Annotated in this window: 25 protein-coding genes, 1 tRNA gene and 2 pseudogenes; 10 read left to right on the plus strand and 18 right to left on the minus strand. The window is 61.5% G+C overall.

Annotation, left to right across the window (positions count from 1 at the left end; genetic code table 11):
- Window positions 1–131: 131 nt before the first annotated feature.
- A complete protein-coding gene (locus ACAD63_RS34625) occupies window positions 132–596 on the plus strand; it encodes a hypothetical protein (RefSeq protein ID WP_434034785.1) in 465 nt (154 codons plus the stop codon).
- A complete protein-coding gene (locus tag ACAD63_RS34630; protein WP_434034786.1) occupies window positions 584–2,908 on the plus strand; it encodes an SMC family ATPase in 2,325 nt (774 codons plus the stop codon). The genes ACAD63_RS34625 and ACAD63_RS34630 overlap by 13 nt, the downstream gene beginning before the upstream one ends.
- A gap of 97 nt (window positions 2,909–3,005) precedes the next feature.
- Here ACAD63_RS34630 and ACAD63_RS34635 read toward each other — a convergent pair whose 3' ends face one another.
- Complete coding sequence (locus ACAD63_RS34635) at window positions 3,006–3,173, minus strand: hypothetical protein (RefSeq protein ID WP_434034787.1); 168 nt, start codon at window positions 3,171–3,173, stop codon at window positions 3,006–3,008.
- 67 nt (window positions 3,174–3,240) lie between these two features.
- Between ACAD63_RS34635 and ACAD63_RS34640 the strand changes: the two genes are divergently transcribed.
- Complete coding sequence (locus tag ACAD63_RS34640; RefSeq protein WP_434034788.1) at window positions 3,241–5,007, plus strand: phosphoadenosine phosphosulfate sulfotransferase; 1,767 nt, start codon at window positions 3,241–3,243, stop codon at window positions 5,005–5,007.
- A 70-nt stretch (window positions 5,008–5,077) separates the two neighbouring features.
- On the opposite strand, the gene ACAD63_RS34645 is transcribed toward ACAD63_RS34640, so the two are convergent.
- From ACAD63_RS34645 to ACAD63_RS34660, 4 genes are all read right to left on the minus strand, one after another.
- Complete coding sequence (locus ACAD63_RS34645) at window positions 5,078–5,521, minus strand: HU family DNA-binding protein (protein ID WP_434034789.1); 444 nt, start codon at window positions 5,519–5,521, stop codon at window positions 5,078–5,080.
- A 104-nt stretch (window positions 5,522–5,625) separates the two neighbouring features.
- Window positions 5,626–6,561 (minus strand): tyrosine-type recombinase/integrase, encoded by a 936-nt coding sequence (locus ACAD63_RS34650; protein WP_434034790.1) that lies wholly within the window; start codon window positions 6,559–6,561, stop codon window positions 5,626–5,628.
- A gap of 80 nt (window positions 6,562–6,641) precedes the next feature.
- Window positions 6,642–6,785, minus strand: a complete 144-nt coding sequence (locus ACAD63_RS34655) for a hypothetical protein (RefSeq protein ID WP_434034791.1) — start codon at window positions 6,783–6,785, stop codon at window positions 6,642–6,644.
- Window positions 6,782–7,570, minus strand: coding sequence for a DUF6884 domain-containing protein (locus tag ACAD63_RS34660; protein WP_434034792.1), 789 nt, complete (start codon window positions 7,568–7,570; stop codon window positions 6,782–6,784). Before ACAD63_RS34660 ends, ACAD63_RS34655 begins: the two co-directional genes overlap by 4 nt.
- Before the next feature lie 189 nt (window positions 7,571–7,759).
- On the opposite strand from ACAD63_RS34660, the gene ACAD63_RS34665 reads away from it, so the two are divergent.
- Window positions 7,760–8,203 (plus strand): transposase, encoded by a 444-nt coding sequence (locus ACAD63_RS34665; RefSeq protein ID WP_434034793.1) that lies wholly within the window; start codon window positions 7,760–7,762, stop codon window positions 8,201–8,203.
- Here the strand turns inward: ACAD63_RS34665 and ACAD63_RS34670 are convergent.
- From ACAD63_RS34670 to ACAD63_RS34715, 10 genes and pseudogenes are all read right to left on the minus strand, one after another.
- Window positions 8,109–8,576 (minus strand): RES family NAD+ phosphorylase, encoded by a 468-nt coding sequence (locus ACAD63_RS34670; RefSeq protein ID WP_434034794.1) that lies wholly within the window; start codon window positions 8,574–8,576, stop codon window positions 8,109–8,111. The two genes, ACAD63_RS34665 and ACAD63_RS34670, sit on opposite strands and share 95 nt — an antisense overlap.
- A complete protein-coding gene (locus tag ACAD63_RS34675) occupies window positions 8,576–9,004 on the minus strand; it encodes an antitoxin Xre/MbcA/ParS toxin-binding domain-containing protein (RefSeq protein WP_376992126.1) in 429 nt (142 codons plus the stop codon). The genes ACAD63_RS34670 and ACAD63_RS34675 overlap by 1 nt, the downstream gene beginning before the upstream one ends.
- A 791-nt stretch (window positions 9,005–9,795) precedes the next feature.
- Window positions 9,796–9,978: pseudogene (locus ACAD63_RS34680) on the minus strand (H-NS family nucleoid-associated regulatory protein); the annotation flags it as partial.
- An 88-nt stretch (window positions 9,979–10,066) separates the two neighbouring features.
- A tRNA-Ile gene (locus tag ACAD63_RS34685) sits at window positions 10,067–10,145 on the minus strand.
- A gap of 138 nt (window positions 10,146–10,283) precedes the next feature.
- Window positions 10,284–10,751, minus strand: coding sequence for a fumarate hydratase (locus ACAD63_RS34690; protein ID WP_434034795.1), 468 nt, complete (start codon window positions 10,749–10,751; stop codon window positions 10,284–10,286).
- Between the two features lie 177 nt (window positions 10,752–10,928).
- On the minus strand, window positions 10,929–11,072 hold the full coding sequence (locus ACAD63_RS34695; RefSeq protein ID WP_434034796.1) for a hypothetical protein: 144 nt from the start codon (window positions 11,070–11,072) through the stop codon (window positions 10,929–10,931).
- A 775-nt stretch (window positions 11,073–11,847) separates the two neighbouring features.
- Window positions 11,848–12,081, minus strand: coding sequence for a hypothetical protein (locus ACAD63_RS34700; protein ID WP_434034797.1), 234 nt, complete (start codon window positions 12,079–12,081; stop codon window positions 11,848–11,850).
- 72 nt (window positions 12,082–12,153) lie between these two features.
- On the minus strand, window positions 12,154–12,576 hold the full coding sequence (locus tag ACAD63_RS34705; protein ID WP_434034798.1) for a DUF6283 family protein: 423 nt from the start codon (window positions 12,574–12,576) through the stop codon (window positions 12,154–12,156).
- A 477-nt stretch (window positions 12,577–13,053) separates the two neighbouring features.
- Window positions 13,054–13,212 (minus strand): hypothetical protein, encoded by a 159-nt coding sequence (locus ACAD63_RS34710; RefSeq protein ID WP_434034799.1) that lies wholly within the window; start codon window positions 13,210–13,212, stop codon window positions 13,054–13,056.
- 54 nt (window positions 13,213–13,266) lie between these two features.
- A complete protein-coding gene (locus ACAD63_RS34715; protein WP_434034800.1) occupies window positions 13,267–13,626 on the minus strand; it encodes a helix-turn-helix domain-containing protein in 360 nt (119 codons plus the stop codon).
- 91 nt (window positions 13,627–13,717) lie between these two features.
- On the opposite strand from ACAD63_RS34715, the gene ACAD63_RS34720 reads away from it, so the two are divergent.
- Window positions 13,718–14,152 (plus strand): hypothetical protein, encoded by a 435-nt coding sequence (locus ACAD63_RS34720; protein ID WP_434034801.1) that lies wholly within the window; start codon window positions 13,718–13,720, stop codon window positions 14,150–14,152.
- Window positions 14,153–14,508: 356 nt separating this feature from the next.
- Here the strand turns inward: ACAD63_RS34720 and ACAD63_RS34725 are convergent, their stop codons facing one another.
- Window positions 14,509–14,826 (minus strand): hypothetical protein, encoded by a 318-nt coding sequence (locus tag ACAD63_RS34725; protein ID WP_434034802.1) that lies wholly within the window; start codon window positions 14,824–14,826, stop codon window positions 14,509–14,511.
- Between the two features lie 188 nt (window positions 14,827–15,014).
- Here ACAD63_RS34725 and ACAD63_RS34730 point away from each other — a divergent pair, with 188 nt between their 5' ends.
- Together ACAD63_RS34730 and ACAD63_RS34735 are read left to right on the plus strand one after the other, a co-directional pair.
- Window positions 15,015–15,629 carry a hypothetical protein gene (locus ACAD63_RS34730; protein WP_434034803.1) on the plus strand — a complete coding sequence of 205 codons (615 nt, stop codon included), beginning with the start codon at window positions 15,015–15,017 and terminating at the stop codon, window positions 15,627–15,629.
- 42 nt (window positions 15,630–15,671) lie between these two features.
- Window positions 15,672–16,223 (plus strand): RES family NAD+ phosphorylase, encoded by a 552-nt coding sequence (locus ACAD63_RS34735; protein WP_434034804.1) that lies wholly within the window; start codon window positions 15,672–15,674, stop codon window positions 16,221–16,223.
- 9 nt (window positions 16,224–16,232) lie between these two features.
- Here ACAD63_RS34735 and ACAD63_RS34740 read toward each other — a convergent pair.
- Window positions 16,233–16,384, minus strand: a pseudogene (locus tag ACAD63_RS34740) (ATP-binding protein); the annotation flags it as partial.
- Between the two features lie 499 nt (window positions 16,385–16,883).
- Here ACAD63_RS34740 and imuA point away from each other — a divergent pair.
- From imuA to ACAD63_RS34755, 3 genes are read left to right on the plus strand one after another with little or no spacing between them, the layout of a single operon-like run.
- On the plus strand, window positions 16,884–17,588 hold the full coding sequence (imuA, locus tag ACAD63_RS34745) for a translesion DNA synthesis-associated protein ImuA (RefSeq protein ID WP_434034805.1): 705 nt from the start codon (window positions 16,884–16,886) through the stop codon (window positions 17,586–17,588).
- Entirely contained in the window at window positions 17,515–18,978 is a 1,464-nt protein-coding gene (locus ACAD63_RS34750; RefSeq protein ID WP_434034806.1) for a Y-family DNA polymerase, read from the plus strand. Before imuA ends, ACAD63_RS34750 begins: the two co-directional genes overlap by 74 nt.
- A 5-nt stretch (window positions 18,979–18,983) precedes the next feature.
- Window positions 18,984–22,133 (plus strand): error-prone DNA polymerase, encoded by a 3,150-nt coding sequence (locus tag ACAD63_RS34755; protein WP_434034807.1) that lies wholly within the window; start codon window positions 18,984–18,986, stop codon window positions 22,131–22,133.
- 17 nt (window positions 22,134–22,150) lie between these two features.
- Here ACAD63_RS34755 and ACAD63_RS34760 read toward each other — a convergent pair whose 3' ends face one another.
- On the minus strand, window positions 22,151–22,603 hold the full coding sequence (locus ACAD63_RS34760; protein WP_434034808.1) for a zinc-finger-containing protein: 453 nt from the start codon (window positions 22,601–22,603) through the stop codon (window positions 22,151–22,153).
- Between the last annotated feature and the right edge of the window lie 64 nt (window positions 22,604–22,667).

Genomic DNA, 22,667 nt, shown 5'->3' on the forward strand with positions numbered 1-22,667 from the left:
CCGCAGTATCCGTTTCTTTCATCTACCCAGACGGGTGCTTCCCGTCTGGGTCGCACTCCGTCCTTTTCCAGGAGTGCAAAATGATTCTGTACCACGCCGGTCCCGACTGGCTGTTCGTTGAAGAAGCGTGCATGGATCGCTCGGTGATGGCCAAGCGCCTGGCCGACGCCCATGACTTTACCCAATGCATGCTGTACGAGCCGTTCGGCCAGGGCCGCGGCACGGTGATCGCCAAACGCGGTCACATGCTGGTCCTGGCGCTGGGTGAGGTCGGCCGAAACACCTTCTTTGCCGTGGCACCTTCCAAGGAGCTGCAGGACCTGATCTGGTCAGTGTCCAATGGCTTGGCATCCCAGTGGAGCCAACTCGAACTCAGGGCCATCACCGGTCTTGAGGACTGGCCAGCGGTGCTCAAGATGGCCGCCGGCGAATTTGCCGAAGCGCGACGCTCGCTGGAGCGCGCAATCGCTGGCAAGCCGGAACGCAATGTCCCGGCCGTGGCCGAGATTCCGGTGTTTGACGACAACGTCATGGAAATGCCGCCGGAATACCTTCACTCCTTCAATGGTACGGAGGTGCCGGAATGCGTCCACTGAAACTGATGCTCACCGGATTCTATGGGGTCCGCGACGGCATGAAGCGCGATAGCGTCACGGTGGACCTGACGACGCTGCCCGGTGGCCTGATCGCCCTAGTCGGTCCCAACGGGGCTGGCAAGACCACGATCATGGACAACCTGCACCCGTTTCCCATTATGCCGAGCCACGCGAGCAAGATGTCGGCCGACGCGTTCTCATACTGGGACCATCTCTGCGCCCCGCGCGCGGAGAAGGATCTGGAGTGGGAGCACGGTGGCAAGACGTATCGCTCCGCGTTCGCGTTCCGCAATCCTGGCAAGAGCCGCAAGGCCGAGTACTACCTGTTCGAAAAGGACGCTGGAGGTGACTGGAAGCCGCTGCAGTTGGCTGACGGTACGCTGTCGGACGGCAAGGCGGACACCTACAACCGGTGTCTGGAAGCCGTGCTCGGGTCTCCCGAGGCCTTCTTTACCAGCGTGTTTTCTGCCCAGAACCGGCGCCCCCTCGCCAGCTACCAGGCCGGCGAGATCAAGAAGCTGCTCGCCGAGTTACTCGGGATCGAGCATCTGCGTGACCTCTCTGCGAAAGCGGGGGAGGTTGCCAAGCTGCTCACCCGCTCGCTGGACACCCTGCAGCGCGACGTGCTAACCCTCACGAGTAAGCGAGATCGTGCCGCGGTGGTTGCCAAGGAGATCTGGCAGGTTGGTGAAACCCTGGATGCCCAGCGGGAGGGCCGGGAACTGGAAACAGCCAAGGGTGCCAAGCTGATGCAGGAGCGCGCGACGCTGGCTGCGAAGCAGGAAGCCAATGCCGGTACCGAAGCGCGGTTGCGGGAATTGAACCAGCGCAAGGGCGAGTTGGACCGGCGTGCGGTATTGCTGGCCAGTGACGAACAGGCGGCTGCCGGCCGTGCTGCGGCGCGACGACGCGATCTGGACCGGAACGCGACAAGCCACCGCGCCGTGCTGGCAGAGGCCGCGGCCATCGAATCGGCCGCCGGCGAGCGGGATGCCTTGCAACTTGCTATCGGCAGGAAGCAGGCGGAACTGGCCAGCCAGCAGGCGACTGTGGAGAAGCTCGATGCGGTGCAGGTCGAGCACGCGGCGCTGAGTTCCGAGCTCAAGGGCCTGGAACAACGCGGTGCCTCGGCGGCGCAGTGGGTCAAGTCGCTCAAGCTGCAGGCCGACGTCATCGAGACGGTCCCTTGCCGGAACGACCCGATGCACGCCACCTGTCCGTTGCTGGAACAGGCGCGCAATGCCAAAGCCGGTCTCAGTGAGCAAGCGGTGACGGTTGAGGCGCTTCGTGACAGTTATCGCAAGAAGCAGGCGCAGGCGCAGGCGATGCAGGACTCGCTTGCGGCGCGCGCCCAGGCGCGGAGTGCCTTCGTGGCACTCCGCGATGACCTGGAGCGCGACCAGCAGTCGCTGCAGCGCTTGACGGCTCTGGCCGCCAGGAAGCCCATGCTGGACGCCGCGCGCGAAGGACTGGCGCAGGCCAATCGAGATCTGACAACCTTGGCTGAGGAGGAAGGCGCCCGAGCAGCTTGCCACAAGCGTGACGCTGCAGACGTGCAAGCCCAGCTCGAAGCGGTGCGCAGGGAACTGGCAACGCTGGCCACAGAGGATGTGACCGGCATGCTGGCCCAGCTGGAACGCCAGATCGCTGCCAGCCGGGAGGCTGGCGCTGCCATCGCCGGCCGGATCGAAGCACTGATTCGGCAGGAGAGCACGCTGGTGGCGGAGCGCGAGCGGCTGGATGTCGAGCTTGCAGGTTTGCCGGCGGTAGAGGCCAAGGCGCAAGCGCTGTCCGACCAGATCGCGCAGTGGAGGCTGTTGGCCAAGGGCCTGGGCAACGATGGCGTGATCGCATTGTCCATCGATGACGCAGGCCCGGCCATCACGCAGATCGTCAACGACCTATTGCTCGCCTGCTACGGACCGCGATTCACCATCGCAATTCAGACGCAGACGGAGTTAGCCAACGGCGAGAAGCGGGAAGGCTTTGCCATCGACGTGATCGACGCCGACAACGACAGCACGAAGGATTTCTCCGTCATGTCAGGCGGGCAGAAGGTCTGGATCAACGAGTGTCTGACGCGCGGAATCGCCCTTTACCGGGCGCAGGACGCGCAGCAACCGTTCCAGACCCTCTTTACCGACGAGGCCGATGGTCCCTTGGATGCGGAGCGCAAGCGTGCATTCATGAAAATGAAACGCGAAGTGCTTCGGCTAGGGGGTTACGAACGAGAGTTTTTCATCTCGCAAACGCCGGATCTGGTCGACGAAGCCGACGCTGTCATCGATGTAGTTGCCCTGGCGGCGCAGTAGGGCCGCCATTTTCATCATTCAACACGGCCGCTTCTCCGAAAGGGGAGCGGGCTTTCTCTTACCATGAACCTCATTGTCGACATTGATATTGATAGCCCTACGTTTCAGGGCACGGCCGGTCCGGACCGAAGCCGCGCAGCAATTGCGCGAATTGGCTAATGAGATCGAACGCAAAGTAGTCGATTTCTCCATCTGTCGCGAGGGCCAACGCCTGGCCGGCATAGAAGGCGGCGGCGCAATCGTCTATCTCGCTGATCTGTAGCACTTCCTCCACTCTACAACCCACAGGGGCACAGCCCCTGTGGGCTGGGGCCCCGCTCCGAAGGGGTCACATGCAAACCATTTCTCTCTTTCCGCAGGGCGCTCTCGATCCAATCGAGAACAAGGCAGACCGCGCCGTTCACGCCATTCTTACCCTCCTGGAGGCTGGCCACCCGCTCGTCCTTGCCTATAGCGGCGGCAAGGACAGCAGCATGGTCGCTGCGCTGGCACTGCATGCCGCAGCGCTCCATCGTGCGGCGGGCGGCAAGCCGCTGGTCGTTGTGACGACCGGGGACACTCTCGTGGAGTCCCCTGAAGTCGCGCATCATTACCGCCAAGAGCTTTTAGGGATGTGCCGGTACGGCCAGCAGCGTGGCTTCAAAGTTCTTGCGCGCGTGGTACAGCCGGCGATGGCCTCGACGTTTCAGGTGAAAATCCTTTCCGGTCGGGCGTTGCCCAGCTTTCCGGGTACGCACGGCGATTGCTCGACCGACCTCAAAATTTCACCGCAACGCACCTTCCGCCGACAGCTCTTTCGGTCATTGGCCGGGCATGGGCACGCGGAGCCGGTGACGCTGCTTGGCACCCGTTATGGGGAAAGCACGCGGCGCAACATCCGCATGCGGGAGCGCGGTGAGTCCGACACGCTGCCGGCGCGCAACCAGGACGGCGACCTCGTCTTGAGCCCGGTTTGCCACTGGCAAGACGACGATATCTGGGAGGGCATCGCGCTGTATGGAAGCGGGGCGCGTCCCGGCTACTCCGACTTCGAGGACATGCGACGCATTTACGCCCACGCGGTCGGGACGTCCTGCGCCGTCGTGGCGGACGCCATTCTTGAAGGCGCTGGCTCGCGCCGGCAGGGCAAGTGCGGCGCTCGTCTTGGCTGCCACGTCTGCCAGATGGCAGAGGACAAGAGCCTTGCCAATATGATCGAGTACGACGAGCGCTACGCCTACGCGGCAGGCCTGCAACGCCTGAACCGGTTCATCCGCAACACACGGTTTGACTGGTCGCGGCGGCATTGGGTGGGTCGAACTATCCGCGGCGGCTGGATCAAGGTCCAGCCGGACACGTACCACCCCACAATGGTGCGGGAACTGGTGCGGTACATGCTCCAGCTGGATTACGATGAGCAATGCCGCGCTGAGCGCGTTGGAGAGCGGCCGAAGTTCGAACTGCTGCCCCTGGACCTGCTTGTTGCCGTGGATGCTTTGCAGTCGCTGAATGGGCTCGCCAGACCCTTCGCCGCGTGGGCGGACTGGCGGGATATTCACCAGCGGGGCGTCAGGTACGACATTCCTGATGTGGCCCAAGTCGCCCAGACCGCGGTGCCGACGGCGCGCTTCTTGCACGTGGGCTCGGAATGGGACGACACCGCTGAACCGGCGGGATGGACTGGCCTACGAGATCCATACCTCGAGAGCTTAACGGCCGACTCGGCCTGTGGGCCTGCGCTGCAGGTCACAGCTGATGGCCGTGAGGTTTGGGCGTTGCCTACTGCCCAACAGTTCTCCGTTGACGCGGAATCTGCGTTCCTGATCTCGGAATTCGAGGTAGATCGGTTGTTGGAGGTTCATGACGCTGGCGTGGCGCCGGGGCAGGTGACTGCTGGCTACCGTTGGTACGCGCAGTATGGATGCCTGACGTTGTCGCACTCGCAGCGGGCGGAGCACGACGAAATCGCGCGGCGCACTGCGTACAAGGACCGCCTCGGGCTCACTATCGAGTACGACGTGGGGGCGTTGCGATCGCGGGCGGTTCCCTTCGAGGACCTGCCGGCGGCAGGCCAGTTGGCATGGCGGCAAGTTGCTACGCCTCAGCAAGTTCTCTTCTAAAGCCGATGAATAAAGCCCCGAGATCGTAAGATTTCGGGGCTTTTCCTTTGGCTCGCGGGAACCGTGATGGTTACATCGCGGCGTCCTTCAGCTTCTTCATTGCGCGGACCTTCACCTTCACGCTGGCCGGCTTGGCAGCGAACCACTGGTCCTGGCCCGTGAACGGATTCTTGCCGAAGCGCTTTTTCGTGGCCGGAACCTGGATGGCCGAGACCTTGAACAGGCCGGGGAAGGTGAACTCGCCTGCGCCTTTCTTGTGGATCGCGCTCACCATGGTGTTTTCCAGGTGAGTCAGAACGGTTTGGACGGTCTTCTTGTCCAGTTCGGTCTGGGCGACCAGATGGGCGAGGAGGCTCGACTTGTTGAACGTGTCCTTCAGCGGCTTGGCAACCGGGGCGGCTGCGGCAGCCTTCTTAGCCGGAGCGGCTTTCTTTGCCGGGGCAGCCTTCTTTGCGGGGGCAGCCTTCTTTGCGGCGGTCTTCGTTGCAGTCTTCGCGGATGCTTTCGTGGCCATGTCGTACCTGTAAGAAATGCGTGCGCGCGGGATATCGCGTACATCGCATCCGCGAAGAATAGCAAATGCAAGCGCGAGTGCAATAGTGAGATGCGCTGAAACCCCTATGATTTCAGGATTTTTCGTCGTCGGGCAGCCGAAATGGTAGCGGCAATGCGGTCGCAGGTGCGATTGCTGGCAAGCCCTAAGATCCGGGTCACGTCGTCGCGCGTACAGCCTGCGAGCAGCTGACGCCGGCAAAACGTATTGCGCAGCGTGCGGGGGCTTGGCTCGACGCCGGCGAATTCTATCGCTTCCAGCGCGGCGGCCACGATCCGGCCGAAGCTCATGTCGGTGATGGGGCGGCCATCCGGGGTAAGGGTAAAAAGCAGGTCGCCTTCGACGGGAAGCGTTGCGCGGCGGGTTTGCCAGGCCTGAAGTAGCGGTACGGCGAATTCGGCCAGGTGAACAGTGCGCGCGTCCCGCGCCCCATGTCCGGTCACGAAGAGATAGGGCGGGTTTGCATCCGGGACTAGGTCCCTCAAACGCGCGGCTCGCGCTTCCGCCGCGGTAATTCCCGTTGCGAGAAACATCGCGACGATCGCCCGGCTACGCAAGCCGGCCAGATCGTCGGCAGGGGATTGAAGATATGACTGCAGCCGCGCGTCCTCGGCCTCGTCAAGGAACTGGGGTGTGGGCTCTTGGTCTGGCCAGCGCTCGGCGGAGAGCATCAGGGCGGCTGGGTTGTCCAGGCGTACACCGGCGAAGACCAGGTGCCGGCACAGGCGGTCCAGCAGCTTCACGTACCGCATGCGTGTAGCCGAAGAGTACGACCTGGCGTCGGGCGTCTGCAAAAAAGCCTCGATATCGGCGGTGCCAAATGAGGCAACGGTTGCGCTCCTTGCCAGCAGGTGTCGTCGGAAGTTCTCGAACATCGCCTGGTGCTGCACGATCGAGCGCGGGGAGAAAGGGCGGCGATCAGCGCCAGCCGCCTCACGCGCCTGCCAGTCACGGTAGGCTAGGGTGGGATTGCTGAGCCAGAGAGAGTCCGTTTGTGTCATACCTGCTGTTATATACTGAATTGGACCCAGCGCACACCAATGCCGCCGCTATGCGGCGGATATGGCTTTCCAAGGCGAGGTCAGAACCGCGGCCGCCCATAACGGTTGCGGCGCGCGGCGAGCCTTGCGCGGGTGCAGGCATAGCGGGGATAGGCGGCATCGAGCATGCCCGCGATCCGCAGTTCGACTGCCTCTCGACGCAGCTCCGGGGCAAAATCGCTCATGCCTGCTCCTTGGCGAAAGGATGCAGATCGGCGACGCTGACCCAACGCGGGCAAATTCTCGCGCGCCCGCGCACGAGGTCTTCCACCTCAACATCAGCGGTGGGCCCGCTCGGCCCATTGAAGACCGAGAGCACGCGGGCCTGGCGAGCGGGGAGAGCGGGCGCTGCCCGGTAACGCAAGGTAACAACGTCGCCCGCCACAATCCGTCCATAGGCGCGAAAAATCGGTGTGCCGTTGGCATGCTGACCGACCTGGTCACGAAATGCAGGCTTTAGCCCGTCAAGAAAGGCGCCCAGCTGAGATCGCCGCATGCCGATACCACCATAAGATTCCTGCAGGACAGGCAGGGTAGGGCCGTACCGGCGCGCCAGCGCGGCGCGCATGACGCGCCGGTATTCCGCACCGCCGGCGAGCATCACCGATCCGACACGCGTTGGCCAGGCACGGGGCCGAAGATAACTCGACAAGTCGGCCATCATCTCGTCGGCGCGTTGCCGCGTCATGCGCTCGTCATATGGCGCAATTTCGGTGTCGGGATGCAGGAAGCCGTGACGCGCGGACAGGATCAGGACACTTGGCGCCGCATCGGTGCGCAAGTGTGCCCGGTACGATTGATACATGACGCCCCGGTATAGGTCGATAGCACGCGCATCCCGATCGAGCTTCGAGCCGGAGCAGGCCATCAATAGCAGGGCGGGCTCGGCGGTATCCTTGCAGAGCGTTGGCGGGACGGGAAACAGGGGAAGCTGTGTAGTGGAGAGCATGAGCATGGAGTCGGGTTGCATGCTTTTCACTCTACAGAGCCACCGACGAAGTCAAGTACGTCGCGCGCTAAGGCGTTGGTCCTCCAGCGTATTGTTTGCAAGCTTGGGCCGGGCAGCGAGGCTTTGCCAACTTGGTACGAGGCACGTTTGGCAGGTTCCCGTTTGGCAGGTTCCGGAACACTGGTTTCGCCACTTCATTACGCTAGCCTCATGGAAGAGGCGGCCGAAGCGGAGCGCGCTAACCCTACCAAGAAGTACTTGGAAATTCCGGAGTTGAATGCTCCGTTCAAGTCATTGCTGGCGGCGCTGCTTACTGATGCGGCGACACTGAAGTTCGGCTATCAGGCACTAATCGAAGGGGAAAAACGAGACGGCATGAGCGGTAAGCTCAATGAATTTAATCAGCGTCACCGTATTTGGCTCGCGGAGTGTGATCGCTTTGTCGGGGCCTTGAAGGAGACGAGCGCGCCAACAATCGTGCTGGAAGCGGTCGTTCCAGCTCTCGACCAGATAGCAGACCGCATTGCCAGCTCGAAAACGCGTCATCGCGGGATGATCATTACAACGATTGTCGCTGGAATAGCCTGTCATCCCATTGCACAGGCTCAGGTGTGGAAACCTGGATCCGCGGCGCATCGGGATGGTGGGGATTGACGAGGGCGTTCCACTCCAGACGGGCTACCACGGATGGCACAAGCAGGATCGCAGATCGCCCCTCGGCCAGCCAGCGATCACCGAAACTACGGGCGGCGCGGGGGTCTTCCAGCGTATCCCAGCCAGTCGGCAACTGATCGGCGATGGCTCGTTCCACTGGCATGTCGTCGGGCACGGAGCCAATGACGAGGACATGACGGCGCGGAACCTTGCCGATGCGGGCATGCACCAGCACCTCGAGCATTGCGCCAGCAAATGTCAGCGCGCCATAAATCAGGGGCCGCCCTGGGCTGTTAAAGCGCCCGCCGACCAGCATGGCGCCTGTGCCGTTCCAGACCTCATGCCGTTGGTCCGCAATCCGAAAGATCTGCATCAGGCGGACATGCCGTAGAAGAGCCGCCACAACAGTTCCTCAACGCGCCTGGCGCCGAGCTCCGTCATGGCGACATCTAGCGGCTTGCTGCCGCCGAGCAGCGGATGGGCGGCATTGAGGAATGCGCGTGCATCTTCCTCATCGTCCCAGACGAAGTTTGCAGTGGCAAAAATGCGCGCCAGCCGCTCTGTCTTTTCCGATTCGTCGGGGGTAAGTCGGTCCTTGCGACGTTTGAACGTGGCTTCCGGCACGATACGGGACATCAATGCGCGTCGTTCCTCGGACGTGCGCACGACGTGCTCGACGATTTCCCGCAGCGCCGACTTGGGAAGACCTTCGCGCACGGCCGCGTCGAGTTCGGCGATCGATAACAGTGGCGGGGATAACGCCATCGCGGCGCTAATGTTCTCTGGCGAGACGACGAGCATGGCATCACCTCTAGTATCAGTTGATACCAGATTGTAGTTCAAATGAGCGTGGAATGTCTTTGTGATGCATGCAAAGCCTGATAATGTGATCTAAAAGCCGCATAACAAGTATTATGTTAAATTGTGTTCGCGGAACGGGGTTCCTCAGCACCGGTTTATCAACACGCTACGCGGGACGCAGCAGCTAACGCAGTGTGCCAGTCTGGCAAAGCCCGCTCCACAAACGACTGATTGACAGGACGGCTTCCACCGGGCCGTTACGACTGTTCCCACGCTCTCTCGTCGCCAAGCGTGGCAGCATGGGTGGCCGCCTGCTCGAGCCAATGACCGTGGGCTTTCGGAACAACCAAAAGTGTCAGGTCTAGACCCTCCAGCACTCGAAGGACGTGCTCGAAATTTACGCTTTTACCATTTTCAAGTTTGGATAGCATACCGACGGAAACAGCGCAGTTTTTCGCAGCTTGATCAATCGGCATACCCTGTACAGCCCGACTTGCTCGAATGCGATCGCCCAACTGTGAGATAGAGCGAATGGTGGCCCGGGCTGGGGGCGTGGGATCTGGAAGCGGCCGTGGCATAGAGCAGCGCAAAAAGAGGTTGCCTATTCTTTCACGATAGTGAAAGTAAGGCAATATTCCTCGATCGCCGCCCGAACCGAGAAAAGTGGGTCACGCCCGTGCACGCCTGCAAGCACCAGACGTTCTATTTTTCAATCAGGTAGCGATGGGCCTGCACCCGCATTGGTGCGGTTCGCAACTCCTCACCGCTCAAACCTTAGCTGATCGAGATGATTATTCTTGCGGAATTAGGAAACGCTCGGGTCGTTTGCCGAGCCACGCTGGCGCCCGCCCTCTTCCCGACCAAGTCTTCCCAGTCTTGGGATCCATGTACTTTGGCGCCAGCGAAGCCTTCGTTGCTGAGGTAGATTTCGAAACTGCGGGACGTCCCCGACGGCGCCGCGGCGCTACATCCTCTGGAGAACGTGCCTTTCTGAAGGGGGCGGCGCTAGAGAGGCTAGGTGGGTATCGGGCCGACCGGCCCGCATCAGGGTCGAGCATGCCTTGGTGGGCCTCCCGTGAGTCGAACACGGCACCAACGGATTATGAGTCCGCTGCTCTAACCAGGCATGAGCTAGAGGCCCGATAAAACCAGAAACGAATCAGTTGTCGGCGCTAAGCGCAGCAGTTGATTTTTGCGTTCAGAGCGCAGCGCTAAGACACGCCCCACATCTTCGACCAATCGGCTGGTCGGCAACATCGCGTTCCAGCCGAGGCATAAATTAAGCCGCAGCTGCAGGCATGGCGGCCGGCGCAACAGCCTTCTTTGCCGGAGCGCGCTTTTTCGCCAGGGTTTTCACTGCAGCCTTTTTCGGAGCTACCTGCTTCGTCGCGACCTTATTGCCGACTACCGCCTTCTTAGCAGCGGGCTTCTTCGCAGCTACCTTGCCTGCCGTTGCCTTCTTTGCACCGGCGGCCTTAGCCTTCTTTGCGGCAGCTTTTTCTTTTGCGGCCTGTTTTTCAAAGCGAGTTGCAGCGTTTGCGGCTTCCGTTGCCTTTGCGACCTCACGCTTTGCAGCTTCGATGGCCTTCTTCGTGTCGGCGCGCAGCTTTAGCAGACGCTTCTTGGCGGCCTGTGCCTCGCGCGCAAGCACGCTGGCCTTCTTCGTCGGCACGGCTACTTTCTTTGCGGCAGGCTTGCTCTTGGCAACCCCATTCACCCGACTCGTCGTTTTATTTGCTGCGACCATGTTAGTTGATCATAGTGTTGTGAACTGCGGAGTATAACCATCCCAAATGTCCAACACAACGGAAATAGGCCCAATAACTACCCTGAGACGCGTCCGGGGGTGATTTTGGTCATGTCTTGGAGCGCTCCTAAGTTCGCCGCGCGCTGATCGAGGCAATGTGGCATGTTTCCTAAAACATCAAGCAATGTTGCGCACCATCATCGCGCGACAGCCACCGCTCATGTCGGAGAACGGCGTGGGCTTGGTCAGCCGTTCGATTAATTTAAGCCGCAAGACGGCACACAGCATGCTTACCACGAAGACATGGTTCTTCCCAGCCAAGATACTCTCAAACCTCGCGGTACATGGCTGGCCCCCCGATCAGACCCACCGCCGTGGTCTCGTTACGACCATAGTTGCGAGGCTCCTTGCGAATCTCGTATCCATCCTCATCGTGATGGAGGCGAGCAATGTGCTCTGCGACGGTGGCAACTTCATTGCGTACCGCCGCGAGATCTCGCATTGCGAGGTCACTAGGAAGAGACCTGAGACACTCGAGTAACGTTGCCATGCCGCACTTCTCCAAAATTCTTCTTGAGTTCAGCTATATGCTCAAAGAGACTGCTTCAGGACAGCAGCGCGGTACCGCGCTCGTAGGATCAAATCTGGAACCGGGGCAAGTACCTCCGCCATGAACTGAAGCTCAATGCAAGTGTGGACGCCATGGCCCTCCTGCGCGGCCCGATCAAATGCGGCTCGGGCTGCCTCCAATTGGGCTTTATCGCCTGAGGCCAAGCCTCGGATCGCGGCTCGCTCGGCGTCAGTAAGAATCCCTTCCATGTTTTTCCTTTCAAACTACTTTGAGGACGCGTGCGGCACGTCGGAGGCGAGCTGCAGCGGCGCTAGGCGTGTCGCTCACCTGACTCCAATTGTGGTGCCACCAGGCAATAAGAGCCGCTGCGACTACTATGTTTTCCGCACGAATAACGGCCGTCACTTCAGCAGATACCTCGGCCCACCAAGCGGGGCCCTCGCCGTCGCTCGCCTTCGCATCGATGGCGCGACGGTAGACCGCCTTCACAGCGTCCAATGCGATGATCATGCTCTTTCCCATTGGTTACAGCGCTTTTTCTTGGCGGTCCTTGGAGTGAGCCTGTTCCGCCTCGCTCTCAAAAATTCGTACACCAGTATTGACATGCTCGACCCATACGCGCCAGCCGTTCTGCGCTACCTTTGTTGCATCGATAAGGGCAACAGCTCGCGTGCGGGGGTTGTCTGCGTCGCTTCTTACCGTGGTGAACATCGCCGGATTGCCAGCCACGTATTTGAGATTCCAGACTCGCTTGCTCATTTTTCCTAAACTCGTTTCCCTACTCGTGATCCTGCAGGTCTACCTCGCCAAGCTTAATGCACTGACACGGCGTCAATCGCGGCACAAGACTAGGACAGGATCATCCGGCGCAACGCCATTTGCAATTGCCATCGCCCGATAGTTTTCGTGCAGCGCGTGGCCGCCATCTGCCACGTCTTCGAAACTCTCGCCTTGGATCATCTTCAGCCGCACCGACATACTATGATTCGCACCACGCAGTAGGAATCCGGCACACATCGCGGGCTTCATTGCGCCGGATTCGTGGCAACCAAAGGTGTGAGTCGCCATGTCGTAAGCCGTCGCCGCAGAATGGCGAAATGATTCAGCGGGGAACTCGGCCACCGCGTCAATCCTCCACGGACACTTCGCGCAGGGGCGACGACGGTAGCTCCCGTTGCCACCTTCTACCGTGACAACTTGGTGGTCAGGCCCAGCCGCGCGGGTACGCGTAATCGTCGCTTTTGATTCAGACATTTCGCTTCCCCCTATTCGTGATCGTGCAGCTCGGCCAGCGATGCTGCGAGCGTCTCAGCAGCAACGGCGTGCAGTTCCGCGGCAACGTCGTCGAGCACAATGCCAGATGGCATTCGGTGGGATTCTGCCGCGTCCCGAAGGACGTTGATCGCTAGCCGAAGCGAATCTCCTACGGTCAATGCTGTCATGCTTTTCCGTGCTCAGAACCTGATTGCGTTAGCCGGGACATCGATTCCGTGGTGCTGCAGAACCTTCGTGCGAAACACCTTCCATTCGCCCTCACCCGCGGGTTGGTGTGTGCAATGCAAGCACTGATCTGCGCCGGCCAATTGCTCCTCCACCGTCCGATGGACGTCGATTCCAAATCGCTTACTGAACCGCCCTACGCAGGAGCCGTCGTGCGCTGTTACCCACACCGTATCTCCGGTGGATGACACGTCAATGCTGTACGGTTTCATCGCGCTCGTTTCCTTTTGTTTAATCCACGTCTTCGGGCGAGGTGAGATTGAGGTCGCTGCCTTCAACATCATTTCCATGAACGACCGAGCCGTAGAAGCGTGAATTCCAGGCACGGTGCGCCTGTACCACACGGCGAATGACGCTCCCAATGGAATGAGAGCGCCAGGATGTTTTCATGGCAAATGATGATCCTATAACGTGGCGTCTATTTTACATCCCCAATGGGGATATTCAAGCGCGTTTCGCATTCCAAGCCAAAATTTCCTGAATGTAGGCTCGGCCCATATCAGGCAGGGCACGAAAGTCAGAGGATTCATTCGGCAAAAGCCACTTGTCAAGCGTTCGCCTAGATACGCTGATGCGAGTCGCGAACTCCTCTCTTGTCATGCCAAGCTGTACCATAGCCTCGCGTAGCAACTCTTGCTGAGGGGGCGGGGTAAGTTTCTTGTTAGTTGCCATCGAACCACTGATCATCGGCGTCACGTTCAGCAATGTATATCCCCAGCGGGGATTATCGTCAAGCGTTGATAAGACCCCGGCATTCCTCCGGGGGGCAGGCAAGTGTTTGTACCCTCGACCCCAGCGTCCCATTGCTCGCAACAGTCTGAGCAAGCCTTACGAGGGGTTGACGCTGCACGCGCGCCAACAGATGGTAACGGGCATGGCCACAAGCTCGAAACCTATGCACAAAACCATCGTAATCGCACTTGCTATCGCCTGCTCACCACTTTCCCACGCCGCGAAATGCCGCAGTGGCAAAAATATTCTCTACTCCCAAGACCGATACTGTCCCAGCGGCTACACAGACATCACCTCACCCATGGGCGGCACCGTGTCCACTGTCGGTAAGTCAGAAAACGTTCGCAAGGCAGAGCAAGAATATTTAGCCATGCGTGCCGCAGACGAGAGGCAATTCCAGAATCAGCAGGCGCAACTACAAGCACAGTATGCGCAAGAGCAACGCCAGTTACACTGGCAATGCGGATCCATCGAGGCACAGATCCGGGCCAACGAAAACCAGCAGCGCCAAATCAATGCGTGGCAACAGATGGACCAACTCAAGCAGATCCACCGAGGCTTGCGTGACCAGCAATACCGCCTTGGCTGCCACCGGTAAGTCGAAGTAAGAACTTAGCGACGTCCTGTGGCTAACCTCCATGGCTCGACCCTGTTGGAGCAGATTTCGTTGAGCTAGCCATTGGTAGCTCTTTCGAATTTTTCAATACCAGCAAGGATTTCGTCGAAATCCGTTGGGCGGGCCTAATTGATCTGGGGCCGATAAAGGGCACGCAGGAGCTTGGCTATCCCATATGACATCGCCGCCCAGCTGTCATCCGCAATCGTGGTCGCCAGAGTTGCCTCCGACGTGCTCGCGTTCATTTCGCCGATAATGTCGACAACGAAGCCGACCTCGTTCCGCCCGCGCACGAAGTTACCCAGGATGGGGGCGAGTATGAATGTCGGATCCACTGCCTAGTGAGCGGCCAGGATGACTGACTGTCCGTTGCACTTCGCCGTGAGGAACTGCGCGCGCTTGTTGTATAGCCCCAGTCTGCCGGCGTCCTCGATGCGGCAGCCCGCGGCGGACGCACAGGCAAGGATCGCGAAGTTCCCGATATCCGAGATCGTCTCCGCGAAGCCCGCGCGGCAAAACGCCTCCAACAAGATTTCCGTTCGCGTCAGTTCCAGCGGCTTGGCCGCCGGAGCTGCCCTGCAGCCGGACAGCGCTTGGGGCAATCGAGACGGCGGAATGGCGCCAAAGATACCACTACCGGTCAAGAACGGCGCCATGCTTTAACCGCATTTGTAGCCCTCCTGTTGCTGCGGTACACAGGCAGCCTGTTATCCGCAGCCCACCAATCGAGGGATGGCGCCGTTGTCGCCCCGGGAAGCGGGACAGGCTGTCATGAGGTTGGTTGATTTGGTTGACATGGTTGCAAAACCGAACTACAGTGAATCATCACCATAGGAGGTGCGCTGTGGCGAAAGCAACACATACACATGTCAGAGAGGCGGACGTCGTCTTCCTCGACCCCGAGAGCGAAGGAGCTCTTCGAAGCGCCGTGGGTGCGGCCTCAATGTTTAGTCAGAAGGCAACTCAGCGGCTTTTGGATTTGCCTGACGCTGCCCTCGGCCGCCTTATGAAAAATGGCCTGTCCCAGATATCTGGTTTAGTGGTTCAGGTCCAGTTCGGACGCAGCCGAGCTGCCGTGGACATCAAGGCATTCGAGGCCCGCGCGGAGCAATCGCGTAAAGAGTTGGTCGAATCGCGAGACATCCTCTCGTCGGACCAATTTATCAATGCGCTAGGGTTGACGCGACAAGCGCTTAGCAAAGCTGTGCTCGCCAAGCGCATGTTTACGATTAACGTGGGCACAAAAGTTTTCTATCCAGCGTTCTACACTTGGCCCGATATCGACCGCAAGAAAGTGGAAGAAATCACGAAGCTGTTGGGGGATCTGCCTGGTTGGACGAAGTGGCAATTCTTCACGACAGCAAAAGGTTCGTTGGACAAAGCCACCCCGCTGGAGGCACTCAAACGAGGCAAGTTCGAAGAAGTCAAGAAGGCCGCTGCGGCTTTTGCTGAGCGATGAGGAGTCATTTTGGCAATTAGTGCCCCGGGCAGCAAATTTGGTTTGTTTGAACTCCACATTGAGCAAGTCGCACCGGCAAGTCTCGTTCGAATTTCCCGCTACAACACAAATGAGCCGTACTTTGGCAAATCCGGCGGCAACCGGTTTGATGATCCACAAGCGGTCTATAGCACCAGCTATTTCGGCTTTACTCTGCCGTGCGCCTTTGCCGAGACGGTGCTCCACGATGAAATCGCGGGCCCGACCGGTTTTAAGCTGACAGCCGACCAACTCGATCGGTACGTTCTGACGTTCCAAGGCGAGCTTCTAAACGTTGCCGCCCTCTATGGGCCTCATTTGAAGAACTTGGGTGGCAACGCCGCCGTTTCAAGCATGACGCCCTACGACATTCCGCAACAATGGTCGCGCGCGGTGCATGATCATCCGGCACACGTGGATGGATTCTTGTATATGTCCAACCATCTGAACGACCAGAAGGCGCTAGTGGTTTTTGATCGTGCCAAGGGGAAGCTGGTAGTAAGTACCTCGGTGAAATTCGAGCAACACCCTGGCGCGGCTCAGGTGCTCGCAATCTTTCCTTTGATTCCTACCTAACGCCATCCGTTATGCGCGACGCGGCAGACGCACGTCAAATGCGGTCTCGGTCTGGTCGGACCGGCGCCGATTGACCCGTTATGGGCCTTGGCAATTTCGCTCGCGATGTAGAGCCCAAGCCCAGGGCCACCCGCGTGCTTGTCGTCCTGATCTGGACCTCGGCTAGACGCGCGTCCTGAGGGTCCGGCCAGCCTTCCCCCGCCATTCTCGACTCCAGAAACGAAAAAACCGGCTTTCGCCGGCTTTTTCCCCCGCGCACCAGGTGGTCGAGCCACACCGACATCGCGGATTAGTTGTTAAGCAAATGCTAACCTACTGCTGCGGTTTATGCAACGGCTTCTGCCCAAGCTTTAGCCAACAGGGGATCCCAGCGCTTGGTCCGGTGCCCCGCTCCATCTCACATTTTCCTCGCCGTAGGGCATTTGCGGCCGCGCGGAGCGGGTTATGTGTGGACATTGTCTGGAAGTGAATTGTCAGCCACCCACACGGGTTTAACGGCTGACACGCTATATGGGACGACGCGTCCCCCGCATGATTGTCACGTAACAACTCGCCGCTTAGCCGACCTCCGAGTCGTTTCCCGGGACGCGGTATTGGAGGCGTTCCGTACACGGTGAATACTGTATGGATATACAGTACACTAGTGGCAGGAGCCCTCCAATGCTAACCGTCGCCCCCGAAACCATTCACCCATCGCTATGGACCGCCGCGCAGCTGGCCCGCGGTAGCGCACGCACCGTGCCGACCGGCTATCCCGCGCTCGACAAGGAACTGCCGGGCGGCGGCTGGCCGACTAGTTGTCTGACGGAACTGCTGCAGCGCCAGCCCGGTATCGGCGAGCTGCGCTTGCTACGCCCTGCGCTCGTGGCACGCGCGAGCCGCCCGGTCGCGCTGTTGGCGCCGCCGCACGCGCCTCAAGCGCTCGCCCTCGCCAACTGGGGTGTCCCGCCCACGCAGATTCTATGGGTCGACACCCAGCACACCGCTGACGCCCTGTGGGCCGCGGAGCAGATCTTGCGCGCCCGGACCTGCGGCGCGCTCGTCTTTTGGCAGTCGCACCTGCGTAACGAGGCGCTTCGGCGTCTCAACCTTGCCGCCCAAGCCTCGGATGTCCTGTTCTTTGTGGTTCGTCCAAGCGCCTGCGCACGCGATGCCTCGCCAGCGCCGCTGCGCCTCGCCTTGGAGCCCGCATCGGACGGCATTCGCGTGCAGTTCGTGAAGCGTCGAGGCCCGCAGCAGGAATCGCCGCTGAACGTAACCCTGCAGCCCTCTCCCATTCTGTTGTATCGCCATGCTGCGCCTGTGGATCTGCCTGCGCCTGTCGTCCCTGCCCCTCGAAATATTCCGGCCGAACTGGTCCACTGAGCTGGCGGTTGCTGTCCTGGACAAGGAGCGCGTGCACTTGGCGTCGCCGCTGGCCATGGCGGCCGGCGTGAAGCTGGGCATGCGACGCGGCGGCGTACAGACGATCGCGCCGGACACCATTCTCTTTGATCGGGACACTTGCGCGGAGCTGGCGGCGCTTGAGCGCGTCACGATGGCGCTGCTGCAGTTCTCGCCCAATGTCGCGGCCTCCGAGGAGGCAGCGGTGCTGGTCGACGTCAGTACCACGCTGCGACTCTTCGGCGGTGCCCGCAAGCTGCGGCAGCGAATGCTGGCGGCCGTGACGTCAATGGGCTTCAGTCCTGTCGCGGGATGCGCCCCCACTGCCGAAGGGGCGTGGCTGCTTGCCCGCGCCGGCGGCGGCGTGGCGCTATGTCCGCCCTCGTTGGTACGAAAGCTGGCTGACCTGCCCGTTGCCATCTTGCCGGCAGCGCGGCCGTTCGACGAATGGCTCGATGGACTCGGCTGCCGGACGCTGGGCGACCTGCGCCGGCTGCCGCGCGCAGGCCTGCAGCGCCGTTGCGGCGCCGCCATCCTGGAGGCATTGGATCGCGCCCATGGGGAAGCGCCGGAAGTCTTCGAATGGGTCGAAGCCCCACCATCGTTTAACGCCGCGGTGGATCTTCCGGACAGGATGGAGAGCGCCGAGGGCGCCCTCGCCTACCTTCGCGGCTTGCTGGTCCAGATGGTCGGGTGGTTGACCGCCAGGCACCTGGCCATCAAGCGGTTTGCGGTCGAGCTACGCCACGAGCGCGGACGCGCCGCCATCGCGCCAACCGGGATCGAAATCGCACTGGCTGAGCCCAACTGGCACGAAGAGCATCTGGTGCGCCTGCTCAAGGAACGTCTGGCGCGGCTGAAGGTTGAAGCGCCGATGATCGCTGTCGCGGTGTCGGCCCTCGAGACCGAGCCGGTGGCACCGCCCAGCGATTCCTTGTTTCCCGAGCCGGGCGGCACGCCTGAGGACCACGCACGCCTGCTCGAACTGCTGGTGGCCCGCCTGGGCGCCGACAATGTTCGCCAGCCGTGCCTGCGCGCCGACTACCGCCCGGAAGTCGCCAACGGCTGGCAGCCGGCCACTGCCAAGCTGGCCAGCGCAACGGTGCCACAAGGCCTGCCGCGTCCCGCTTGGCTGCTCGGCAAGCCCATCCCGCTGATTGAGCGGGACCACCGACCCTTCTACGGCTCGCCCTTGCGGATCGTCTCGCCGCCCGAGCGCATCGAGTCGGGCTGGTGGGGCGGCCAGCTGGTGACGCGCGACTATTTTGTCGCGGAGGCAAAAGACCACACCTGCTACTGGATTTTTCAGGAACGCATGGGCAGCCGCGAAGGCGACGAGGCGCGGTGGTATCTGCATGGCCTCTTCGGCTGACAGCCATGGACTCCACCACCACGGCAGGTCTGCCCGCCTACGCGGAACTCCACTGCCGCTCCAACTTCTCCTTCCTCGCTGGCGCGTCACGACCGGAAGAACTGGCCGAGCGCGCCGCCCAGTTGGGCTACCACGCGCTCGCCATCACCGACGAGTGCTCGCTGGCGGGGATCGTGCGCGCCCACACCGAGGCGAAGAACGCCGGTGTCCGCCTGGTGGTCGGCGCCTGGTTCCGATTGCAGAACGCCGACGGCACGCCCGCCCTCTCGTTCCTGGCGCTCGCCCGTAACCGCGAAGGCTATGGCAACCTGTGCGAGTTGATCACGCTCGCGCGCATGCGCGCCGCCAAGGGTTCGTATGTGCTGACGCCACGCGATCTGGCCGCGCCCGAAGCGCCTTACGAACACCTTAAAGGGCTGCCGGATTGCCTGGTCGTGTTCACGCCCGACTACGGCGTGGCGGCCGAGAAGCTGGAGGCGCAATCGGCCTGGGTGAGCGCGACCTTTGCTGGCCGGGCGTGGATGGGATTGAGCCTGCTCTACAAGCCGATGGATGACATTCACCGTGGCACCGTCGAAGCGGCCGCGGCGCAGCATCACCTGCGCCTTGTCGCCACTGGCAACGTCACCATGCACGTGCGCTCGCGCAAGCCGCTGCACGACGTGCTGACCGCCATCCGCGTGCATCGCCCGGTTCCCGAGTGTGGCTATGACCTGCTGCCCAACGCCGAGCAGCACCTGCGCTCCCGCTTACGGCTCGCCAACATTTACCCGCACCGCTACCTGACCGAATCCGTCCACATCGCCAACCTGTGCCAATTCTCGCTGGACGAACTGCGTTACGAGTATCCCGAAGAAGTGGTCCCGGACGGCGTCACGCCTGCCGACTATCTGCGGGAAGAGGCTTATGTCGGCGCGCATCGCCGCTACCCGGCTGGCATCCCCCTTGCCGTTCAGCAGCAGCTCGAGCATGAACTCGCGCTGATCCGCGACATGGCATACGAGCCCTATTTCCTGACGGTTTACGACATTGTGCGGTTTGCCCGCTCGAACGGCATCGTCTGCCAAGGCCGCGGCTCCGCCGCCAATTCGGCGGTCTGCTACTGTCTCGGCATCACCGAAGTCGACCCGGCGCGCGGCAACCTGCTGTTCGAGCGGTTCATCTCCAAGGAGCGCGCCGAACCGCCCGACATCGATGTCGATTTCGAGCACCAGCGCCGCGAGGAGGTGATCCAGTACCTGTATCGCAAGTACGGGCGCGACCGCGCGGCACTGGCTGCAGCCGTGACCACCTACCGACCCCGCAGCGCCTTGCGCGACACCGGCAAGGCGCTTGGCGTAGACCCCGCCATCGTGGACCTGGTGGCGAAGTCCCACCACTGGTTCGACAGCAAGGCGGATTTGCTCAGGCGTTTTGGCGAAAGCGGCGTGGATACGGAAGCGGAGCTGTCCCAACGCTGGGCCCACATGGCGGTGGCGCTGCTCGGCTTCCCGCGCCACCTGTCTCAGCACACGGGCGGATTCGTGCTCGCGCGGGGCAAGCTTTCCCGGCTGGTGCCAATCGAGAACGCAGCGATGGCCGATCGCAGCGTGATCCAATGGGACAAGGACGATCTTGACGCCTTGGGGCTGCTAAAGGTCGACGTCCTCGCGCTTGGCATGCTGTCAGCGATCCGACGGGCGTTGGATCTGGTGTCACAGCAACGCAGCGAGGTCTTTGAGCTGCAGGACATTCCGGCAGAAGATCCGAGGACCTACGCGATGATCTCGCGAGCGGATACGGTCGGCGTGTTCCAGATCGAATCTCGTGCCCAGATGTCGATGCTGCCGCGCATGAAGCCGCGCACCTTCTACGACCTGGTGATCGAAGTGGCGATCGTCCGGCCCGGGCCGGTTCAGGGCGGCATGGTGCATCCCTACCTGCGCCGCCGCCAGGGATTGGAGCCGGTCAGCTATCCGAGCCCGCAAATGGAGCAGGCCCTGTCCCGGACACTGGGCGTGCCGATCTTCCAGGAACAGGTGATGCAGGTGGCCATGTTGGCAGCGGGTTTCTCCGCCGGGGAAGCGGACCAGCTGCGCCGTGCCATGGCGGCCTGGAAACGCAAAGGTGGCCTGGAGCGCTACCATGAGCGCATCGTCACTGGCATGCTTGAGCGCGGCTACGATGCGGAATTCGCCGAGAACATCTTCCGGCAGATCCAGGGCTTTGGCGAGTACGGCTTTCCGGAAAGCCATGCCGCGAGCTTCGCGCTGCTCGTCTATGCGAGTGCCTGGCTCAAGTGCCACGAGCCGGCAGTCTTCCTCTGCGCCATGCTCAATAGCCAGCCAATGGGCTTCTACACGCCCTCCCAGTTGGTGCAGGACGCCAAGCGCCATGGCGTCACCGTTCTTCCTGTCGATGTGACAGTCAGCGGCTGGGACGCCAACCTGGAGCGTTACGATGGGTCGGCGACGGCCGTACGCCTTGGCCTCTCGCAGCTAAGGGGCATGCGCAGCGACTCCGCCGAACGCATCGAAACAGCACGCGCGATCCGGCCCTTCAGTTCGGTCAAGGATCTCGCGCGCCGAGCGTCGCTGGACCGCCATGATGTCAACGTCCTGGCCGCCGGCAATGCGCTGCTTGGTCTTACCGGCAGTCGACGCCAGGCGATGTGGCAGGCGGCGGCCGCCGTCCCGGACAAGGATCTGCTGCGGCCTGCCGATCTGGACGAGCCAATACCCGAGCTCTCATCGCCAACCGAAGGCGAGGAGATCGTCAGCGACTATCGCTCGCTCGGTCTCACGCTGAACCGCCATCCGCTTGCCCTGCTGCGGCACAAGCTTGCCGCGTTGCGCTTTGTGCCCGCCGATGTGCTGGCCACCTATGCCCCGCGGCAAATCGCTCGGGGTTGCGGCATCGTGACCGTGCGGCAGCGCCCGGGCACGGCCAAGGGCGTGGTGTTCTTGTCGCTGGAAGACGAGACGGGCACTGTCAGCGTCATTGTCTGGCCGTCGGTGCTGGAGAAATTCCGCCGCGAGGTATTGACGGCCTCCCTGCTCGGGGTCTACGGCCAGTGGCAATGCGAGGGCGAGGTGCGACATCTGATCGCGCAGCGCTTTGTCGATTTGTCGCCTCTGCTTGGCGCTTTACATTCGCCAAGCCGGGATTTCTGCTAGCGGCCTCGTTGCCCTGATCAGGAACCGGAAGGTTCTCGTCGACGTGCGGCCTGGAACTCGGTGATGAATTGGAGGGCCTGCTCGCACTGCTCAAGCGACAGGGCATGGATGGTGGGGCTGTCGATTGGCAGGTCGAGCGATGCAATCAGCCACTTCATGGCCTTGCCCCGCGCCTCGAAGGCATTGACGCCGTCGCGCCGCATCTTCGCCGCGACCAAGGGCTCCAGGGCATCGTGCAGTTGGCTCTTCTTTTCACGCAGTGCGGCGTCGGCCAACCGTCCAAGCGGCGTATGGTGCTTGCTGCGGGCACGCACGCCGATCCACGCCTGACAGGGCGGACAGATCCACACAGGCCCGTGATCCTCCTGGTAGGGATAGGCCGCTTCTCCCATGCGGGCAAGAACCGCCTTTCCGCCGCAGGAATCGCAGAGGGGCTGAGGAGGCGCAGGGATGGGTCGGCCAACACGCATGAATACACCGAATTGCGAAATGCAGGAAGTGAGCGATTCTAGGGCAAGGAGACGGGATCGTTGG

This window comes from Cupriavidus sp. a3 (assembly GCF_051015765.1).
GTDB lineage: Bacteria > Pseudomonadota > Gammaproteobacteria > Burkholderiales > Burkholderiaceae > Cupriavidus > Cupriavidus oxalaticus_A.

Coding starts and splice junctions, on each gene's coding strand:
- ACAD63_RS34625 (WP_434034785.1), top strand. CDS start 132: ATGGATCGCTCGGTGATGGCCAAGCGCCTGGCCGACGCCCATGACTTT.
- ACAD63_RS34630 (WP_434034786.1), top strand. CDS start 584: ATGCGTCCACTGAAACTGATGCTCACCGGATTCTATGGGGTCCGCGAC.
- ACAD63_RS34640 (WP_434034788.1), top strand. CDS start 3,241: ATGCAAACCATTTCTCTCTTTCCGCAGGGCGCTCTCGATCCAATCGAG.
- ACAD63_RS34645 (WP_434034789.1), bottom strand. CDS start 5,521: ATGGCCACGAAAGCATCCGCGAAGACTGCAACGAAGACCGCCGCAAAG.
- ACAD63_RS34650 (WP_434034790.1), bottom strand. CDS start 6,561: ATGACACAAACGGACTCTCTCTGGCTCAGCAATCCCACCCTAGCCTAC.
- ACAD63_RS34655 (WP_434034791.1), bottom strand. CDS start 6,785: ATGAGCGATTTTGCCCCGGAGCTGCGTCGAGAGGCAGTCGAACTGCGG.
- ACAD63_RS34660 (WP_434034792.1), bottom strand. CDS start 7,570: ATGCAACCCGACTCCATGCTCATGCTCTCCACTACACAGCTTCCCCTG.
- ACAD63_RS34665 (WP_434034793.1), top strand. CDS start 7,760: ATGGAAGAGGCGGCCGAAGCGGAGCGCGCTAACCCTACCAAGAAGTAC.
- ACAD63_RS34670 (WP_434034794.1), bottom strand. CDS start 8,576: ATGCAGATCTTTCGGATTGCGGACCAACGGCATGAGGTCTGGAACGGC.
- ACAD63_RS34675 (WP_376992126.1), bottom strand. CDS start 9,004: ATGCTCGTCGTCTCGCCAGAGAACATTAGCGCCGCGATGGCGTTATCC.
- ACAD63_RS34690 (WP_434034795.1), bottom strand. CDS start 10,751: ATGGTCGCAGCAAATAAAACGACGAGTCGGGTGAATGGGGTTGCCAAG.
- ACAD63_RS34700 (WP_434034797.1), bottom strand. CDS start 12,081: ATGAGCAAGCGAGTCTGGAATCTCAAATACGTGGCTGGCAATCCGGCG.
- ACAD63_RS34705 (WP_434034798.1), bottom strand. CDS start 12,576: ATGTCTGAATCAAAAGCGACGATTACGCGTACCCGCGCGGCTGGGCCT.
- ACAD63_RS34710 (WP_434034799.1), bottom strand. CDS start 13,212: ATGAAAACATCCTGGCGCTCTCATTCCATTGGGAGCGTCATTCGCCGT.
- ACAD63_RS34715 (WP_434034800.1), bottom strand. CDS start 13,626: ATGGGACGCTGGGGTCGAGGGTACAAACACTTGCCTGCCCCCCGGAGG.
- ACAD63_RS34720 (WP_434034801.1), top strand. CDS start 13,718: ATGCACAAAACCATCGTAATCGCACTTGCTATCGCCTGCTCACCACTT.
- ACAD63_RS34725 (WP_434034802.1), bottom strand. CDS start 14,826: ATGGCGCCGTTCTTGACCGGTAGTGGTATCTTTGGCGCCATTCCGCCG.
- imuA (WP_434034805.1), top strand. CDS start 16,884: ATGCTAACCGTCGCCCCCGAAACCATTCACCCATCGCTATGGACCGCC.
- ACAD63_RS34750 (WP_434034806.1), top strand. CDS start 17,515: ATGCTGCGCCTGTGGATCTGCCTGCGCCTGTCGTCCCTGCCCCTCGAA.
- ACAD63_RS34755 (WP_434034807.1), top strand. CDS start 18,984: ATGGACTCCACCACCACGGCAGGTCTGCCCGCCTACGCGGAACTCCAC.
- ACAD63_RS34760 (WP_434034808.1), bottom strand. CDS start 22,603: ATGCGTGTTGGCCGACCCATCCCTGCGCCTCCTCAGCCCCTCTGCGAT.